This is a genomic window from Vibrio sp. 10N.261.51.A3 (assembly GCF_041471965.1).
GTDB lineage: Bacteria > Pseudomonadota > Gammaproteobacteria > Enterobacterales > Vibrionaceae > Vibrio > Vibrio crassostreae_C.
Window position 1 is genome coordinate 13050 of record NZ_JBFRPK010000023.1, and the last position, 17638, is coordinate 30687.

16 protein-coding genes and 1 tRNA gene are annotated in these 17638 nt (G+C 42.6%); 7 read left to right on the forward strand and 10 right to left on the reverse strand.

The window, feature by feature from the left end; genetic code table 11:
- The first annotated feature begins 96 nt into the window (after nt 1-96).
- Nucleotides 97-570 carry a Cys-tRNA(Pro) deacylase gene (gene ybaK, locus AB4371_RS06240; RefSeq protein WP_017062318.1) on the forward strand — a complete coding sequence of 158 codons (474 nt, stop codon included), beginning with the start codon at nt 97-99 and terminating at the stop codon, nt 568-570.
- Nucleotides 571-676: 106 nt separating this feature from the next.
- On the opposite strand, the gene rluF is transcribed toward ybaK, so the two are convergent.
- From rluF to AB4371_RS06255, 3 genes are all read right to left on the reverse strand, one after another.
- The gene (rluF, locus tag AB4371_RS06245; RefSeq protein ID WP_017064161.1) at nt 677-1810 is read right to left on the reverse strand and encodes a 23S rRNA pseudouridine(2604) synthase RluF; all 1134 of its coding nucleotides are present in this window, start codon (nt 1808-1810) and stop codon (nt 677-679) included.
- 176 nt (nt 1811-1986) lie between these two features.
- The gene (smrA, locus tag AB4371_RS06250; RefSeq protein ID WP_017062320.1) at nt 1987-2568 is read right to left on the reverse strand and encodes a DNA endonuclease SmrA; all 582 of its coding nucleotides are present in this window, start codon (nt 2566-2568) and stop codon (nt 1987-1989) included.
- Between the two features lie 170 nt (nt 2569-2738).
- The gene (locus AB4371_RS06255; protein WP_017062321.1) at nt 2739-2879 is read right to left on the reverse strand and encodes a DUF3149 domain-containing protein; all 141 of its coding nucleotides are present in this window, start codon (nt 2877-2879) and stop codon (nt 2739-2741) included.
- A 255-nt stretch (nt 2880-3134) separates the two neighbouring features.
- Here AB4371_RS06255 and AB4371_RS06260 point away from each other — a divergent pair.
- Nucleotides 3135-3211, forward strand: a tRNA-Pro gene (locus tag AB4371_RS06260).
- A gap of 102 nt (nt 3212-3313) precedes the next feature.
- Here the strand turns inward: AB4371_RS06260 and AB4371_RS06265 are convergent.
- The 3 genes from AB4371_RS06265 to AB4371_RS06275 form a co-directional block, all read right to left on the reverse strand.
- Complete coding sequence (locus AB4371_RS06265; protein WP_102321508.1) at nt 3314-3982, reverse strand: LuxR C-terminal-related transcriptional regulator; 669 nt, start codon at nt 3980-3982, stop codon at nt 3314-3316.
- Between the two features lie 494 nt (nt 3983-4476).
- A complete protein-coding gene (locus AB4371_RS06270; RefSeq protein WP_372136069.1) occupies nt 4477-5334 on the reverse strand; it encodes a curlin in 858 nt (285 codons plus the stop codon).
- 85 nt (nt 5335-5419) lie between these two features.
- Complete coding sequence (locus AB4371_RS06275) at nt 5420-6031, reverse strand: hypothetical protein (RefSeq protein WP_017064156.1); 612 nt, start codon at nt 6029-6031, stop codon at nt 5420-5422.
- 313 nt (nt 6032-6344) lie between these two features.
- Between AB4371_RS06275 and AB4371_RS06280 the strand changes: the two genes are divergently transcribed.
- The 3 genes from AB4371_RS06280 to AB4371_RS06290 are packed head-to-tail and all read left to right on the forward strand — an operon-like array spanning nt 6345 to nt 8095.
- Entirely contained in the window at nt 6345-6821 is a 477-nt protein-coding gene (locus tag AB4371_RS06280) for a curli production assembly/transport protein CsgE (protein WP_017064155.1), read from the forward strand.
- 10 nt (nt 6822-6831) lie between these two features.
- A complete protein-coding gene (locus AB4371_RS06285) occupies nt 6832-7242 on the forward strand; it encodes a curli assembly protein CsgF (protein WP_102333662.1) in 411 nt (136 codons plus the stop codon).
- A 16-nt stretch (nt 7243-7258) separates the two neighbouring features.
- A complete protein-coding gene (locus AB4371_RS06290) occupies nt 7259-8095 on the forward strand; it encodes a CsgG/HfaB family protein (protein WP_372136068.1) in 837 nt (278 codons plus the stop codon).
- Between the two features lie 84 nt (nt 8096-8179).
- Here AB4371_RS06290 and AB4371_RS06295 read toward each other — a convergent pair whose 3' ends face one another.
- Nucleotides 8180-8602 (reverse strand): hypothetical protein, encoded by a 423-nt coding sequence (locus tag AB4371_RS06295; protein ID WP_102321503.1) that lies wholly within the window; start codon nt 8600-8602, stop codon nt 8180-8182.
- A 131-nt stretch (nt 8603-8733) separates the two neighbouring features.
- Nucleotides 8734-9612, reverse strand: a complete 879-nt coding sequence (locus tag AB4371_RS06300; protein WP_372149274.1) for a TraB/GumN family protein — start codon at nt 9610-9612, stop codon at nt 8734-8736.
- 406 nt (nt 9613-10018) lie between these two features.
- Here AB4371_RS06300 and AB4371_RS06305 point away from each other — a divergent pair, with 406 nt between their 5' ends.
- On the forward strand, nt 10019-12670 hold the full coding sequence (locus AB4371_RS06305) for a beta-N-acetylhexosaminidase (protein WP_372149277.1): 2652 nt from the start codon (nt 10019-10021) through the stop codon (nt 12668-12670).
- Between the two features lie 536 nt (nt 12671-13206).
- The gene (locus tag AB4371_RS06310) at nt 13207-13899 is read left to right on the forward strand and encodes an oligogalacturonate-specific porin KdgM family protein (protein ID WP_004736127.1); all 693 of its coding nucleotides are present in this window, start codon (nt 13207-13209) and stop codon (nt 13897-13899) included.
- A 290-nt stretch (nt 13900-14189) separates the two neighbouring features.
- Here AB4371_RS06310 and AB4371_RS06315 read toward each other — a convergent pair whose 3' ends face one another.
- Nucleotides 14190-14630 carry a DUF411 domain-containing protein gene (locus AB4371_RS06315; protein WP_004736129.1) on the reverse strand — a complete coding sequence of 147 codons (441 nt, stop codon included), beginning with the start codon at nt 14628-14630 and terminating at the stop codon, nt 14190-14192.
- Nucleotides 14620-17424: a copper-translocating P-type ATPase gene (locus tag AB4371_RS06320; RefSeq protein WP_372149279.1), complete on the reverse strand. Its 2805-nt coding sequence runs from the start codon at nt 17422-17424 to the stop codon at nt 14620-14622. The genes AB4371_RS06315 and AB4371_RS06320 overlap by 11 nt, the downstream gene beginning before the upstream one ends.
- Nucleotides 17425-17638 lie beyond the last annotated feature (214 nt).

Genomic DNA, 17638 nt, shown 5'->3' on the forward strand with positions numbered 1-17638 from the left:
ATAGGTGCTAAATTAGATTGACTCTAGCACCATGATAAATTTAACTAAAGCGACGCCTCGGCGTCGCTTTTTGTTTATCTATCGTTTGGATTTGTTATGACCCCAGCAATCAATCTCGCCAAGAAAAAGAAAATCGCTCATAGCGTGCATCAGTACCATCATGATGCCAATAATACGAACTATGGTTTAGAAGCCGTTGAAGCGCTTGGTCAAGATCCCAAACGTGTATTCAAAACGCTGTTGTTCTGCTTGAATGGTGTGGCGAAAGATTTGGCGGTTGCCGTTATTCCTGTCGACCAGAAGCTAAATCTAAAGCTTGCCGCTAAAGCAGCGAAAGGCAAAAAAGCAGAGATGGCCGATCCTGAGATTGCTCAGAAAACCACGGGTTATGTTGTTGGTGGCATTAGTCCGCTTGGACAGAAGAAAGCACTGCCTACCTTCGTTCATTCCAGTGCGACAGATTTTGAAACGATATGTGTGAGTGCAGGTAAGCGTGGGCTAGAGATTGAATTAGACCCAAAAGACTTAACATTTCTGACTCGCGGCCAGTTTGCTGATTTATGTTTATAGATTGTCGTCGTCATGATGATAAAACTATCGAATGACCAACAAAAACGCCCGCTAGACTAATCTAGCGGGCGTTTTTATATCGAGAGTCTCGTCTTACTGATTCAGACTACTTCTTCAGACCTAAAGTACCACCAACACGCTTTGGTGCAGGTTTGTTCGGTCTGTTTGAATCTTGGCTGCGGTTTGCCGGCTTCCCGCTTCTACGATCGGTATTATCGCGATCTGTGCGATTGCGATCCGAACGATTTCTATCTGAATTAGAACGCTCTGAACGAGAGTTCGATTTCCAGTTCTCGGTATTACCACCGCTTTCACCATTCGATGAATTGCGGCCACGCTTTGAATTAGGTGCATGACGGAATTCATCCGCATTGTTACCGCGGTAGGTGCGTGTACGGTTCTCGTTTTGATTACGGCGCGCTGTTGAAGCTTGGTTCTCTTCACGGCTATCAAAAAGTTTCGCGTCAGTCGCTTTGCGAATGCGTTGACCTTTCGCGTTCATTTTTGACGCATCTTCCGTACTTACTGAGCCTTCACACATCGCTAAAATTTCAGTGATCTCTTCGTCGCTCAGGTAGCGCCATTTGCCGTTAGGAATACCGTCTAGTGAGATATTCATAATACGAACACGGCGTAGCTTAAATACTTCATAACCGAGCGCTTCACACATACGGCGAATTTGGCGGTTAAGGCCTTGTGTTAGCGTAATTCGGAATGAGAACTTAGTCTCTTTCTCTACTTTACATGGCAAAGTGACTGTATCGAGAATGTGAACGCCAGCGCCCATTTGCTTCAAGAATTCCGTCGTAATCGGCTTATCTACACGCACCACGTATTCTTTCTCGTGGTTGTTACCTGCACGTAGGATCTTGTTTACGATGTCGCCGTCATTGGTTAGGAAGATAAGGCCATCAGAAGGCTTATCTAGACGACCAATCGGGAAAATGCGCTTGTGGTGGCCAATAAAGTCGACGATGTTGCCAGGAATATCACGCTCAGTCGTACAGGTGATACCTGTTGGTTTATTGAGAGCAATGTAAATCGGCTTCTCTTTTGAGCGAACAGGCTTATTGTCGATCTCAACATCATCACCTGGCAAGACTTTAGTACCCATTTCAGGGATCTTACCGTTAATAGTAACTCGGCCTGCATCAATCAGTTTATCGGCTTCGCGGCGTGAGCAAAAACCAGTTTCACTGATGTATTTATTAAGGCGTTTAGCTTGGGATTCTTGTGACATGATATTCTCTTAGCGTTTCACAACGGAAATGTAGATAAACAAAAAGCAACCTTTGGATAGTTGCTTTGAGTTGAAATTCGTTAACTGAGGTAATTTTAGCACTTGGTGTGAGTCTAGGCACGAAATATCGATCTTGATGCAAAATCGTTACTAGTCCATTTATCTATCTCAACCTATTAACTGGTGCGTTTTTGATGGCGCTCTCTGTTCTCTAGCTTTTTCTCATTACTCTTTCTGAGCATTACGTAGACTGCGCCCGTACCACCATGAAATTGCTGAGCAGAATGAACACATTGAACGTCGTTGATTTGTGTTAGCCAATTTGCCACGTAGCTTTTCATCATTGCAGGTGGATTCGAACGCTCACCCTTACCATGAACAATGATGACGGTACGAACATCCATTCTTAAACACTGACGCAAAAATGAAAGCACTTCGTTACGTGCGTCTTTCAGTGTTTTCCTATGAAGGTCGAGCTTGGCTTGAATAGGGTATTTTCCTAGGCGCAGCTTTTTGTATACGCCTTCTTGTACACCGTCTTTTTTATAAGCAACAACATCGTCTGGCTTGATCATTGGCGAATAGTCTAATGATAAGTAGTCTTTCTCGTCGTCAGACAGCCACATAGCGGCTTCACGCTTAGCAAGGTGAGATTCGGTGACTCGGTGTACTTTCTGGTGTTCAGCGGTGTCATGGTCGATACGTTTAACATCGCCCATCATTTCTTGGAATAGATCTAAGTCATCATCATGAGACATAGTGTGTATCTCAAGTTGGAGAAGGATAGGGTAAGTATACCTAAGTTGAGGTTAGGTTTAAAAATGAAAAAACCGGAGAAGACAATAAGTCTGCTCCGGTGCAAAGCGTTTTGACATTTACTTATAAAGTAAAAGAATACTTAAAAGTAAATGATTTAGGCAGAGCGATTCTAGTGAGGAGATTTTTCAGTCATAACTTTGTATATGAAGAAGCCTCCATAAAACATCATGAGACCCAGAGCCCCGAAGATTACTATCATTGAAGATAGTCCCACCGCATTACCAAATAGGAGATCTAGCCAAAAGTCCATGTGTATACCTCAAAGTTATATGACATGGCTTAGTGTATTAACAAGCATTATCAATTCACTGATCTGGATCAATCCTGTTTCATAAGTTAAATACTTGTTGGTAACTGTGTGTTTTTCGTCACATCATGTTCGTTGTTGTATGTCTTTTGTTCGAACGATTCAAAATCGCAATAAATATGAGAAAAAGCCCTTGCGGATAAATTCAGAACCCGTATTATACGCTCCATCGACAGGCAATGAGCCAGTTAGATATCTCGGTGAATAGCGCAGCTTGGTAGCGCATCTGGTTTGGGACCAGAGGGTCGGGGGTTCGAATCCCTCTTCACCGACCACATTAAAGAAAGCCGTAGCAGAGATGCTACGGCTTTTTTGTATTTGGGATTTCTACATTCTAACTGCATTGACTGTTTATGGTTGAGGGCAGAGAGTTAGGTCTATTGGACAAACTCATTTGTCGCAACGTTGTTCTTAACCCAGATCAAAGCTTGTAAGCGATTCTTCACCTTGATTTTTTTAAACGTGTTGTGAAGGTGTGCTTTGACCGTATTCTCACTGACATAGAGGGTATCTGCTATCTGAGTGTTAGATGCTCCATCACCGAGTAACTTAATGATCTGCTGCTCGCGTTTGGTCAGCTTGAGGTAATAAGGACTGGTTTTCGCGCACTGCCTCTCTCTGTAGAAGCTAATGTACTGGTAAATGAGCTTTCTACTCATCCACATCTCGCCTTGCAAAATGCAGTTAAAGCCGGCCACGAGCTTTTCAAGCGTGTCCGACGTATAAAAAATGCCGACAAGATACTGCCATTTAAGCATTTCAGAGTGCGGGAAATCGCCTGGTGTATTGAGTAGCACTTCATGGACATCACTTGCTACGTCATCTCTGAGCTCCTGGTATTTCTCAATGTATTGCTTACTCATTGTCGGGAAATCAATAATAATCAGAACTAAGTCATCGTTTTTTAGGGATTTAGCACTGAGCCTTTCCGGTGATATGAGTTTTATGTTCAGGTTAACTTTCTGTTCTATAGACTCTTTTAGTAGTATCGATTGTAAATTGTTCTCCGCAAGTAAAATGGTGTTATGAGCCTCCAGTTTAGCCATGTGGAACTCCTTTTCTTAACTCATTACTTGAACTTTAGGTGTTTTAGTTTAAAGCACGTATTGTTATTTTGCTAATTTTTAAAGCTAATTATTCATCAAATTTATAAAATTAATTTAATAGTATTGTCGAAGGTAAAATAATACTTAAGTAGAAAGAGGGAATTACCGAGATTTATGGTTTTATTTTATTGATTGTACAGTCTTTATGAATTTTCCAGATCCCCTTGTTTGGGTGAAGTTTTATAGTGGCAGGAAACTGATTTATATTAATAATCAACGTTGTAATACCACTATTCGTATTCTGGTTGAAATTAGAGTTGGTGTTCGTACTCAACGTTAATGAAGATGCCACACTGTTATTTATGGTCAGAATAAGACTTTTATTTTTTATCAGGCACTGTACTGAATTTAAATCAGAAGAAAATCCATTAAAATGGAAAGAAATAAATAAAACGGCGATCAACGCCGTTTTAATATATGCACTCTTTATCATATTAATTCTGATAAATTATACCGACATTACCACTTGCGCCATTACCTGAAACGAGAGCAGTATCATAAGAGGTTTGTTCAATCATAAATTGGTTTGAACTGCTGTTTGTTAAGCTAACAATGGCATCTGAATGAGATCCTGTTTGTAACGTGAATACTCGGTTATCGCTACTGCTCACGAGATCGATATCGACATAGTTATCGTCGCCACCACCAACATCGGTGTTGACTATCGTTTGAACATAGTTATTATCGCCGCTGATATCGATGTCTACATCATTATTATCAACACTCGCGTTACTAAACTCGGTATAGGTTGTATTGGAGTTACCAGAGACATTCACATCAGCTTCATTGTAGTCAGCACCACCTAGAGCATTGACGACAGAGATGTTCTCGTTACCCACTTGTGTAACTCGTAAATCATTGCTTCGACCATAAGGTTGAACTGTAATTTGGGCTTGGTTACTAACACCATCTTGATCAACCCAGGCGTTGTTGTTTACATAGCGTAACTTAACGTGAGCTTCATTGAGATTGCCATCTTGTTGAACCACTACGTCAGAGTTATAGCTAGCATGTGTGTCAACTAGTGCAACATGCCCATAAGTAACACCAGACGTGTTCTGGTTAATGGTGACATTGGCATTAGCGCCACTACCCATTTGCCAAACGGCAGTATTATCCATCGCTAAAGGTTGAATACCGGCTACTGTCGATGATATGCCAAGATCGGTTGTTCCTTCTATTGTCCCCAACGCTGGCTCAGAGGCTGGAAAAGGAGCAGGTAAATTATCTGCGTATGCTGCATTAAAGCCCAGAATAGCACCGACTATAATTCCAATTTGTGTAACTTTCATAAGTTGTATCCTTATACATTTCCATGTCGACTATGTTGTTACTTCATCGAGAAGCAACGGTGAATCAAGCTTTCCATACTGCGCGCTAATTGGCTTGATTGATGTGAATTCTCATTGAGCTAGACGCTTTCACTAAAGCAAAGTCGTTGCCGTCTTGAGAAATTCCTAAATTACTTCTTCCAGAACCAACCAAATAAGCAGTATTGCCATTGCCTTTTTGGTCAATGCTCAGCTGACTACTCTGTCTTGAGAAGTTAGCTTGTCCGATAACTGCTAAATTGTTATTCCCGTCTTGGGAAATAAGCGCTTCAGAATTTACTCCGAGTTGCCCAATTGCGGCATCGTTATTTGAACCATTCTGGTCTATTAAGGCGGTATTATTGCGCCCTGTTTGACCAATGTATGCGGAGTTAGAACTTCCGCTTTGCGTTATCTTCGCTCTGTTGTTCGCGGTAATACCAGGACTGCGTTGCTTTATTATTGCTATTGAATCAGTAGCATTAGATATATTTAATTCTGAATAATTATCTAAATCTCCAGAAGAGAAGCTTTCTAAATAATTATAATCATTGACTATATCTTGATTAACATTATGTAAAAAATCCCCTTCTATATCTGACGCGATAGCATTATTAAAACCTCCTGATAAAAAATATAAACAAGTTAAGCTGATAAGTGATGCTTTCCCAATTACCATCATCTTTACCTTAAAGTGTTCGTGATTATGATCCCTACGAAAATAAACTGCGTAGGGAATGAGTGAACCTTTGTCTTATCGAAATCCTAGGCCTTGAATTTACGAACAGCTATAAACTTAAAGTTGAAAATATTTAGTTGTTCATATGAAATTTAATTAGTATTTGACCGAATCCTACCAACCTTAGTTAATCAATTCCCTTCAGTAATTAATTCGAAAGTTTATATATGCCACTGTAAGCATGAATTACGCTTTATTCAGTTTCAACGAATCACATTCTCATTTTGTAAATAGACTTTGAATGGGAGCACATATGAAAATCAAGCTGCTTACAATAACTCTGCTTTCCTTTGCTCTTCATGCAGAAGAAAAGAGTCATGGTCTTGAAAATGCTGCTCCTTTAGAAAATGGACAAAAACTTGAGGACTCGACAAATAATCTTAAGGAAAAATTCAATGACTTCAGTGAAGTCGATGGAATCATTGTGGACAGAACCATTACGCGGTTGGGAGAGGATTTCTATTTTTTCTTCTCGCAATCGCTCAATGATAGTTATCCCGACCTTAAGGAAAATTTGACGGTAAAAGAAAGGCCAACGGCGTTATCAGGAAGCATCATAGAGGTTCAACACTCTAGAAAACCGATCTTCCGTACGGCGTTGTCCCCTGGTCGTAGACAAGCGAAAGAACGCGCTGCCGATGCAACACGAGTGGTTGGGAATTACATCATCCGATGGCAAGCGGAACGGATCTTTCAGGACACTTACGATCTAGACCATGATGAATTTTAAGGAGCCAAGGATGTCGATATTTTTCAGAAAGGCCGCGCTCATTGCGCTGATAGTTTCGCCTTCGGTTTACTCAAGCGAATTAGTTTATACGCCCGTAAATCCAAGTTTTGGCGGAAACGCTTTAAACAGTTCTCACCTTTTTAATCACGCTAATGCTATCAATGATTATGAAGACCCAAGTGCAAGGGATATCTTTGATGAGCAAGAATCAGCCTTAGATCGTTTAGCGTCTAGTTTAGAGTCTCGTTTGATAAGCCAGTTGCTTGCTGATGTAGGTAACGGAAATACAGGGCAGTTAGAAACAGATGACTTTTTCCTCAATATTGTTGACGACTCCGGGACTTTGTTGGTTCAAATCGTCGATAAAGAGACTGGGGAATCGACAGAAATCAGTGTCTCTGGATTAAACCCCGACCTCTAATCACAAGGATTGTGTTATGAAATCGATCATTATCGTCTTCTTGACCTTTGTGTTGGGAGGGTGCACTTACTCTATGCAAATTCCAGAGACTTCTGAAACGCCAAAGTTGATGCCGAGAGGATCGACTTATACGGACCTGATCTCATTACCTCAGCCTCGCGGTAAAATACTTGTTTCGGTTTATGATTTTAGAGATCAAACGGGACAGTATAAACCTCAGCCAAACAGTAACTTTTCGACAGCGGTACCACAGGGTGGAACGTCTTTACTGACCACGGCATTGATAGATTCCCAGTGGTTTGTTCCTCTAGAGCGTGAAGGGCTCCAGAACTTGTTGACGGAACGAAAGATCATTCGTGCTGCTCAGAAAAAAGACAAGGTAGTGAACAATCACGGAGCCGACTTAACATCGTTGAGCTCTGCGAATATCGTTATTGAAGGCGGTATTGTTGCTTATGACTCTAATATTGTTACAGGTGGGGCTGGTGCGAAGTATCTTGGCATTGGTGGCTCAGGGCAGTATAGAACCGATCAAGTGACAGTTAACTTAAGAGCCGTTGATGTAAGAACAGGGCAAGTTCTGTTGAGTGTGACTACGACAAAAACCATTTCATCACATGAGATAGGATTCGGCGCATTCAGGTTTGTTGACTACAAAGAACTATTGGAAGTTGAAATGGGCTATAGCCAAAATGAACCGGTCAATATTGCTGTGATGTCTGCTATTGATGCCGCGGTGATTCATTTGATTGTGAAAGGAATGAAGCGTGGAATGTGGTCGCCGGGCGATCCGAATGCATTAGAAAATCCGATTATCGCACGTTATTCCGAAGCGAGTACAGACATACTTTAAGCTACCGAGTAAGCAGCAAAATAGGGCTATGCGGAAAACGGACCTTTCCCTTAGCCCTGTTTTTTTCTTCAAGCAACTCAATGATCAATTCACATCACACGTAATATCTTTTATCGGTGTTTCCGAGGTAACAAAACAAACATACGCTTCCGCTGGCTTATTCGGGCCTATTCGAATGTAACCTGCCTTTATTTCATCTTCATCAAACGTCACCGAGTGAGAGCTTCCCGTTTGGTTGTCGTAAAAGTTTGCTTCAAAATTGTTGTTCATTTGGCTTGCGATACGGTTTCGTGTTGTAGATGTTGTGAACGTAATATTGGCGCAGCGCATCGGTGGTTTCTCTGTAATCAAAAACTGTCCGCTTTCTTTATCTAATACACCGCCTTTGGTATCCGGTTGTATGTCTATCGCCTGAAACTGTTCGATGGTGCATGTTTCTTTGGCTGAGGCTATTGAGGGCATCAGCATCGTGAGGGCTAAAGGGAAAGCAAAAAGTACTGGTTTCATTAGAACAACGCCATAGGTAAAAAGAGCGAAAGATAATAGCACTGCAATGGTGCTATTAAATGTAAAGATTCTGTTATTAAGGAAATGCTTTTATAACGAAAACAAAATGAGGTTGAGCATCGTTAGCTTTTTTAGCTAGTCTCAAATTGACATTGGGCTGATTGGCTTTGTGATTGCTGAATGACACTGAAGCCTTTCTTTTCTAATAACTGTATAAGGTTACCTTCTCCAATTAGGTGCAAGGTACCAACTACTATCATGTAGTTCCCTTTAGTCTTAAGCTTCCAATCATTGGAGGATAGTTTGTTTGCCCAGTCTATGTTGCGATCGGTTAAGAATGCTTTCTCAAGTTCAGGCGATATCTCTGACAGTTCTGAGAAGGCTTCCAGCTTCGCTAAATCACCCGCTTTCCAGCTTTCAATCAGGCAATGAACCACGCGATCAGTTTGGTCAAATTCTTCAAGGCTACTGACTAACCACTCTTTACCGTCGTCCTTTTGTTTTGTCATCAGGTCTATTTGGAATTGCAGAGGCTCCAAACTGATAACCGGAACATCTTGGGTAGTCGCTTTGTTCGCTAGCGTCGCATCAACGCCGCTGGCGGAGCCATAACCAAGGTTTTTTAACTGCTGCATTTGTATGGAGAGAGAAGTTGCCCAAGGCGGTGAGCGAAGCAGTTGTTGCGTCGGCATGCCCAATGATTTTGATATGTCGGTTAATAATTGCAGCTGTTCTGTATTGAGTACATCGGCAGTCGTGAGTTTGTTGCGGGGATATACAACGCCATCAGACTTTCTGATATCCGTTTCGATAACTAACCCATCACTGTTTTTTAGCGCGTCGGTGATCGCTGAAGGAAGTGGGTACATACTCTCGTCCCCAACGTGCACGGAACCTAAGATAGTGAGTGTCAGTTCATCCTTTTTTGCTTGCCAATAAAGGGGCTCGGCGACCGCTTGCCTAGCTGAAAAAGCGAGAACGAATAAAACCATGTATAAGAATGGGCGCAAAGGGAGCTCCTTTAGGAAGTCTTAAACTCGTTAAAATCGATTTTGACGGTGTTTTTTAACGGTTTTTTTTGAGAACGATGTCACGTTGTTTGTACGAAAAGTATAACAACACCAACAAACTCTTAAACCTTTCTCAGTAACAACGACACGATTTTATGAAATCCTTTCAAAAGATTGTGATTCAATTCTCAAATATTACGTCAAAATAAAACTGACGGAACTGTCGATGTCGGTAACTTTATGATTTTAATAAGGTTAATTTTATCAATATTTTTTAGATTTGAAGTCGATCACTTTATTAACTTGATTTAATTCACGGCGAAAAATAAGACCATATAGTTTATCTAACTTTTGAAGCGTTCTATTTTGCTTCTGACTCAATTTTTTAAATTTATGGGTGAATACGATGTTGAAGAGAAACTTACTATCTGTAGCAGTACTGGCTGGTTTAACGGGTTGTGCGGTAACACAAGCACCAGAACAAAAGGTGGTTAATGCACTGGCTGATAACCTTGATGTGCAATACGAAATCTTGACGAACCACGGCGCAAACGAAGGCATGGCTTGTCAGGATTTAGGCGCAGAGTGGGCATCATGTAACAAAGTGAACATGACTCTGACCAATGACGGTGAAGCGATCGATTCGAAAGATTGGACTATCTACTTCCACAGTATTCGCCTTATCTTAGATGTTGATAATGAGCAGTTTAAAATCACTCGTGTAACAGGCGACCTACACAAACTAGAACCTACAGATAAGTTCGATGGTTTTGCCGCTGGTGAAGAAGTGATTCTTCCACTAACAAGTGAATACTGGCAACTGTTTGAAACCGACTTTATGCCGGGTGCATTTGTAACGGCGCCAAATGCTGAACCTAAGATGATTGCTTCATTGAATACGGAAGATGTCGCGTCGTTCGTAACCGGTTTGGAAGGAAACAACCTTAAGCGTACACCTGATGACAACAATGTCATGGCAACAGCGGTTACTCGCTTTGAAAAGAATGCTGATCTGGCAACGCAAGATGTATCAACCACTTTACTACCAACGCCAATGTCGGTAGAAGCGGGCGAAGGTTCAGTGAGCATTGCTGGTGGTATTGCCCTACCTAAAGACGCATTCGATGCTGAGCAGTTCGCTGCAATTGAAGAACGTGCAGATGTGGTAAACGTAGATGTGAGTGGCGACCTACCTGTTAGTGTTGCTGTTGTTCCTACTCAGTTTACGGGTGATTTAGCGAAATCTGGCGCTTATGAACTAAGCATCTCGGAAGAGGAGATTGCGATTAAAGCGTTTGATAAAACAGGTGCTTTCTACGCAGTTCAGTCTATTTTTGGCCTAATAGACAGTCAGAACGCTGAATCATTACCACAACTGTCGATCCAAGATGCGCCACGCTTTGATTACCGTGGTGTGATGGTGGATGTTGCTCGAAACTTCCATTCAAAAGATGCCATCCTAGCCACGCTAGATCAAATGGCAGCCTACAAGATGAATAAACTGCACCTTCACTTAACGGATGATGAAGGCTGGCGTTTAGAAATTCCGGGTTTACCAGAGCTAACGGATGTAGGGTCTAATCGTTGTTTTGATTTGGAAGAGCAAAGCTGTTTACTGCCTCAGCTAGGTTCGGGTCCAACAACAGACAACTTTGGCTCCGGTTTCTTTAGTAAAGCGGATTACGTCGAGATCTTAAGCTACGCAAAAGCGCGCAGCATCGAAGTAATTCCAGAAATTGATATGCCGGCACACGCTCGTTCTGCTGTGGTATCAATGGAAGCTCGTTACACTCGCCTAATGGCGGAAGGCAAAGAAGCTGAAGCAAGTGAATATCGCTTGATGGATCCACAAGATACATCGAACGTGACTACTGTTCAGTTCTACGATAAGCAAAGCTTCATTAACCCATGTATGGAATCGTCGACTCACTTTGTTGATAAAGTGATCTCTGAAGTGGCAGCAATGCACCAAGAAGCGGGTGTTCCGCTAACGACTTGGCACTTTGGTGGCGATGAAGCGAAAAACATTAAGTTAGGCGCTGGCTTACAAGATATTAATGCAGAAGACAAAGTGGCATGGAAAGGTAACATTGACTTATCTAAGCAAGATAAGCCGTTCCAACAGTCTCCACAATGTCAGAAATTAATTGCTGACGGTACAGTAAGCGATTTCGGTCACCTGCCAAGCCATTTTGCAGAAGAGGTGTCTAAGATTGTTGCTGAGAAGGGTATTCCACACTTCCAAGCGTGGCAAGATGGCCTGAAATACAGCGAAGGTGAAGAAGCATTTGCAACAGAAAGTACGCGCGTTAACTTCTGGGATGTTCTTTACTGGGGTGGCACTTCATCAGTTTACGACTGGTCTGCGAAAGGTTATGACGTAATTGTTTCTAACCCAGATTACGTATATATGGATATGCCATACGAAGTAGATGCAGCAGAACGTGGTTACTACTGGGCTACGCGTGCAACCGATACTCGTAAGATGTTTGGCTTTGCTCCAGAGAACATGCCACAAAATGCAGAAACGTCACTAGACCGTGACGGCAATGGCTTCAGTGGTAAAGGTGAGATTGAAGCGAAACCTTTCTACGGTTTGTCAGCGCAGCTTTGGTCTGAAACTGTACGTACTGACGAGCAGTATGAATACATGGTGTTCCCTCGTGTTCTTGCTGCGGCAGAGCGTGCATGGCACCGAGCAGATTGGGAAAACGACTACAAAGTGGGCGTTGAGTACTCTCAAGCTACTGACTTAGTGAATAAGCAGGCTCTAAACAGCGACTTTAATCGCTTCGCGAATATTGTTGGTCAACGTGAGCTGGCTAAGCTCGAGAAAGCGGGTATTGATTACCGACTACCAGTTCCAGGTGCTCAGGTTGTTGATGGTAAGCTAGCGATGAACGTTCAATTCCCAGGCGTAGAGCTTCAATACTCAGCTGATGGTGAAAACTGGCTGACTTATGATGAGCAGCAACGTCCTTCGGTTTCTGGTGAAACGTATATCCGCTCTATCTCTGAAAGTGGCGAGAAAGTAAGTCGAGTAACTTTGGTAAAATAATCGACAAGCAAAATTAATAGATGAGCTCCCTAGCTTTTATCTGATTCAGATAAGAGTGGGAGCTTTTTTTTCGTCCAAATCAAGTTAGCCACTTCTCTTAAACTGAAACATATAGAAATAGCCTTTATGTATATCGTCAACAATGTACATAAGGTGAGTTCCATCGCAAAAGTGACGCGCTTCTCATTATTCTCTTCAAAAAATAAGTCTCTCATCAAAAACTCTAAATCAGGTGTGATTCAACCAACTAAATCTAATTTTGCATCGTAAAATAATGTGATCCTGATCTGTGCGTTTTTTAATCTTGAGTTTTTTATCAATTTTTATGTTTTTAAGTGACTGATTTTAATGTGTTAAATAACTTGTTCTTTTTTGATAGTGAGAGAGATCACTCTGCTCATTCTTTTATTTTGAAACGCAAATTAATTCGAGCAACATAGATTTCATGCCAGGGAGGCAACTAACTACTCAAGCGGTGAAGGTGAATGATGTACCGAAGATGTGCCGCTGAAAAAATCAAACTAAGGCAGTTTACTATGAAAAAAATTATCGCTCTAAGTGCACTTTCTCTTGCTTTTGCTTCTAGTGCTTTTGCTGGTTCTTCTTACGTTACAGGTAACATCCAAATTCATGACGATGGCCGTATCCACGGTTCTGATATGACTTCTACGCTAGAAGCTGGTCACACGTTTGACAACTCTCTAGGCGGCTTCACGGTTTATTCTGAGTTTGATGGCATCCAACTTGGCAAACTTGAATCTGAAAATGGCGGTGCAGGTAATACTACTCCAGGCATCACTGTCGGTGGTGAGCAATCTTTCAACATTACTGACAAATTATGGGTTGCTGCTGGTTACCAACACCTATTCTCTGCGGGTGAGAGTATTCAGTTCCGTCCATTAGTTAAGATCGGCTACAACTTCGATAACGGTATTTCTATTAGCAACCGTACTCGTGCACACATCGATGATACTTCTGCTAATGCTGATACAGATTACCGCATGGATAACCGCATTGGTTACACAGTGAATGCTGACCTAGCACTTAGCTACAACAACGTATACATGATTGATGCTGAAGCGATGGATCATGAGTTACGTGCTACATGGACTCGTCAAGGTGTTCAACCTTACTTTGAGTTCCGTAGCCAAGCTAACGGCGTAGATTTCGCAAACGGCGATTCTAAGCAGAACAACGCATTCGTATTCGGTGCTTCTTACGGCTTCTAAGCCGATTCACTTAGCTGCTTAGTCTATTAGATTATTAGCCGAGTGAGCTTCTTCGCTAAATAGCTTTTTTGTTAAATCGCTTTTTGCTCAATAGCTTCTTAGCCAATTAGCGAGGAGAAATATAGCGGCACTAACAGCCCGGTTGGTGCCGCGACAAGATTTGCTTTACTGTCCAAAAGCAAAGAGCCTAGCAAGTAAACCACAGTCTTGGGTTTACTCATGCTAGGCTCTATTTTTATGACTTCTTTTTATGACTTCTTTTTATTGCTTTGCGTTTGTCTAGTTAAGCTTTATTTTCCGTTGTAATGACGGTACTCAAACACCTGACCTTCTTCATTAAACGCATACACAGAATACTCGTCTTTCTTATCGCCATACTCCATGCCTGGTGAGCCCATTGGCATACCTGGAACCGCTAAGCCAATCGCATTGCGTGGTGGGTTTTCTAAAAAGGCTTTAACGTCCTCTGCTGGAATGTGCCCTTCAAATACGTAACCGTCGATCTCTGCCGTGTGGCAAGAGGCTAGTTTTTGCGTTACCCCTAACTTCTGCTTTATTGGATTCATATCATCGTGGAGCTTCTCAGTAACATCGAACCCAGCATCTCGCATATGTTCTGTCCATTCTGTGCAGCAGCCGCAGTATGGAGATTTGTGGTTTAGAACATCAGTAGCTAAAGCTTGTCCTGAGATTGCAGCGAGTGCAGTAAGAGTCATAATTTTACGAATCATGGTTAACCTCATGAATATGGTTTTTATTAATATTAGAATGAGTTGGTTTGAACAATCTCAGCCTGTTGGCATTGCTTACTACAGTAATTGACGACATCGCCATCGCTGCCCCTGCAACTACTGGACTAAGCAGAAATCCGAAAAATGGGTAAAGCACACCGGCCGCGATAGGAATACCAAGCGAGTTGTAGATGAAGGCACCAAATAGGTTTTGCTTCATATTTCTCACGGTCGCTTGAGATAGCTCGATCGCGTTGCTTACTGATAATGGCGATGAGTTGAGTAGCGTCATTTGCGCACTTTCAATCGCGACATCACTGCCACTGCCCATTGCTATGCCTATATCTGCTTGAGCAAGTGCAGGCGCGTCGTTAATACCGTCTCCGACCATGGCAACACTCTTATATTGCTGTTGCAGCTGAACAATGTGTTGAGCTTTCTGCTCTGGAAGCGCTTCTGAAATCACTTCGTCGATACCGACGTTTTTACCTATCGCTTGAGCTACAGAGTCGTTGTCGCCCGTTAATAGCACAGTGTGAATTCCGGCGGATTTTAGTTGAGCTATCGCCTGTTTGCTATCTATTTTTAACGCGTCTGAAATGCCCAATATGCCTTCCAGTTTTTGGTCAATCGCAATGAAAATAGGCGTCCACGCTTGCGAGCGGCAAAGCTCGATGAAATCCGCGCCAACCTCTGTATTGATACCTAATTGGGTGAGGTACTTAAGCGAGCCAACTTGCACTTTCTTGCCGTTAATTGTTGCTTGAACCCCAAGCCCTCGTTGGTTTTTAAATTCGCTGTGTGGGAGTACTGAAACTTCCAAGCTCTCTGCATATTGGCAAACGGCTTTGGCAAGTGGGTGCTCAGATCCTACTTCTACTGAATAAGCACAAGCCAGTAATTCTTGTTCTGATAAATCGCCATAAAAGGCTTGCTGAACGGTTGGCTTACCTTGGGTTAGGGTGCCTGTTTTATCAAACACGACAGCATCAATTTTGCTTGCAGATTGCAACACATCGGCATCTTTGATCAGAACGCCAAACTCAGCGGCTTTGCCAACGCCGACAGTAATTGAAAGTGGTGTCGCAAGGCCTAAGGCACATGGACAAGCGATGATCAGCACTGTGGTTGATACCACTAACATGTAACTGGCGCTTGGTTGTGGGCCAACAAAAAACCAAACTAAGGCGGCAGCAACTGCGATTGCGACCACAACCGGAACAAAAACGGCTGAGATAGAATCGGCAAGCTTGGCGATTGCTGGTTTACTGCTTTGCGCTTGGCGAACCATTTGAATGATCCGAGCCAGCATGGTGCTTGATCCAATCCCAGTCGCTTCAATAATTAAACTACCATCCCCATTAATAGTGCCCGCAGAAACGCCATCATTTATTGTTTTGACGTTGGGCAGTGGTTCACCGGTCAGCATCGACTCATCGATATAAGATTCACCTGAGACCACGACACCATCAACCGGTACTTTTTCTCCGGGTTTTACTCGTACCTGCATGCCTACCTGAATCGCTTCTACTGCGATGGTTTGTTCTTTGCCATCGACAATAACCACCGCTTTTTGAGGCTGTAAGTTAATCAATGCCTGTAAAGATTTTGTGGTACGCGCTTTGGCTTTGGCTTCGATGTAATGACCCAAAGAAATTAAGCCAACAATCATCGCACTTGCTTCAAAATAGACATGACGAGAAGCTTCAGGGAACCACGATGGAATGAGCACAACCAACATTGAGTAGAACCATGCTGCGCCTGTACCCAAAGCTACTAGCGTGTCCATGGTCGCGCGTTTATGCATCAAGGATTGCCAAGCATTGGTGAAGAAGCTGCGTCCAGAAGTGGCTAACAACACTAAACAAACCACACCAATGAATCCCCAAGCCAGTTGGTCGTAAAATGTAGTAATGGTCATGCTGCCGCCGAACACGCCCCATGCCATCAGCGGCGCACCGATTACCAACGCGCTTACTGAGTTTCTAAGGAAGGCTTGTTGAGTACGAAGTTGCTGTTCTTGTTGTTTTTGCTGTTGAGTCGCTGCATCGTCGACAAACTCAGCGCCATAACCAGCAGCTTTCACCGATTCTATTAGAGCGTTTTCAATGATGTCTCTTGTTTGAGAGGTGAAAACCAAGGCAGTTTGTTCGGCAAGGTTGATCTGAGCTTGGTCGACAAACTCATTCTTTTTCAGTGCTTTCTCTACCGAAGAGACACAACTCGCACAAGTCATCCCCTCAAGAACAAGGTGATAGGTATATTGGCTAGCTGCGGTTTTATCTTCACTCTTTTTATCTGCTTGTTCGTCTTCTAAATCTGAACTCGATGAAAGGTCATTCGTTTCTGAGTAGGGAGCTGCGTGGTAATCCAGGCTTTCGACCAGCTTAATCACCTCAGACTCAGAAAGCAGAGTAACCAGTGATAATTCCTGTTTGCTGACTTCTAGGTTTAAGGCTTGCTCAGTTTGTTCAAGCGCTTTAGTCAGTTTGCTCACACACTTGCCGCAACTCAGACCGGATAGCGAAAGGTGCAGCTGATTACCCATAGAATAGCCAAGCGTTGCTAACTGTTCGTTGAGCTGAATGTAACTAAATGGAGTCGAAATATCGATGTAGGTCGGCGATATGTCATTAATCATCGTGCTGTCGAGATCGCTAAACAGTGTGCGAACTTTCTTCGCGCAACCCATGCAATTTAGGCCGTTGAGCGCCGTTGTGTAGTAGTTCATATCGATACTCCAATTCTCATCTACGCCTAACATAAACCTTCCCGTAAGGGTAAGGTCAAACATAAATTCAAGAATTTGATCTTGGTGGAGTGCTAGCTGGTGGTTTCAGTTTGGAATGGAAGAGGGAAATTAAGAATGTGCGGCTATAATCTACTTGCTAAGACTATCTATTTACGACTTTAAGGGCGTAATTGGCCTTTCAATAACGGCTTTCGTACAACAACAGCGCATTAATCATTCACTACTGATTGTAGATTTAAGCGGTGGTGATAAAATA

Coding starts and splice junctions, on each gene's coding strand:
- AB4371_RS06315 (WP_004736129.1), bottom strand. CDS start 14,630: ATGATTCGTAAAATTATGACTCTTACTGCACTCGCTGCAATCTCAGGA.
- ybaK (WP_017062318.1), top strand. CDS start 97: ATGACCCCAGCAATCAATCTCGCCAAGAAAAAGAAAATCGCTCATAGC.
- AB4371_RS06305 (WP_372149277.1), top strand. CDS start 10,019: ATGTTGAAGAGAAACTTACTATCTGTAGCAGTACTGGCTGGTTTAACG.
- rluF (WP_017064161.1), bottom strand. CDS start 1,810: ATGTCACAAGAATCCCAAGCTAAACGCCTTAATAAATACATCAGTGAA.
- AB4371_RS06280 (WP_017064155.1), top strand. CDS start 6,345: ATGAAAATCAAGCTGCTTACAATAACTCTGCTTTCCTTTGCTCTTCAT.
- AB4371_RS06290 (WP_372136068.1), top strand. CDS start 7,259: ATGAAATCGATCATTATCGTCTTCTTGACCTTTGTGTTGGGAGGGTGC.
- AB4371_RS06285 (WP_102333662.1), top strand. CDS start 6,832: ATGTCGATATTTTTCAGAAAGGCCGCGCTCATTGCGCTGATAGTTTCG.
- AB4371_RS06265 (WP_102321508.1), bottom strand. CDS start 3,982: ATGGCTAAACTGGAGGCTCATAACACCATTTTACTTGCGGAGAACAAT.
- AB4371_RS06310 (WP_004736127.1), top strand. CDS start 13,207: ATGAAAAAAATTATCGCTCTAAGTGCACTTTCTCTTGCTTTTGCTTCT.
- AB4371_RS06275 (WP_017064156.1), bottom strand. CDS start 6,031: ATGGTAATTGGGAAAGCATCACTTATCAGCTTAACTTGTTTATATTTT.
- AB4371_RS06320 (WP_372149279.1), bottom strand. CDS start 17,424: ATGTTTGACCTTACCCTTACGGGAAGGTTTATGTTAGGCGTAGATGAG.
- AB4371_RS06270 (WP_372136069.1), bottom strand. CDS start 5,334: ATGAAAGTTACACAAATTGGAATTATAGTCGGTGCTATTCTGGGCTTT.
- AB4371_RS06255 (WP_017062321.1), bottom strand. CDS start 2,879: ATGGACTTTTGGCTAGATCTCCTATTTGGTAATGCGGTGGGACTATCT.
- AB4371_RS06295 (WP_102321503.1), bottom strand. CDS start 8,602: ATGAAACCAGTACTTTTTGCTTTCCCTTTAGCCCTCACGATGCTGATG.
- smrA (WP_017062320.1), bottom strand. CDS start 2,568: ATGTCTCATGATGATGACTTAGATCTATTCCAAGAAATGATGGGCGAT.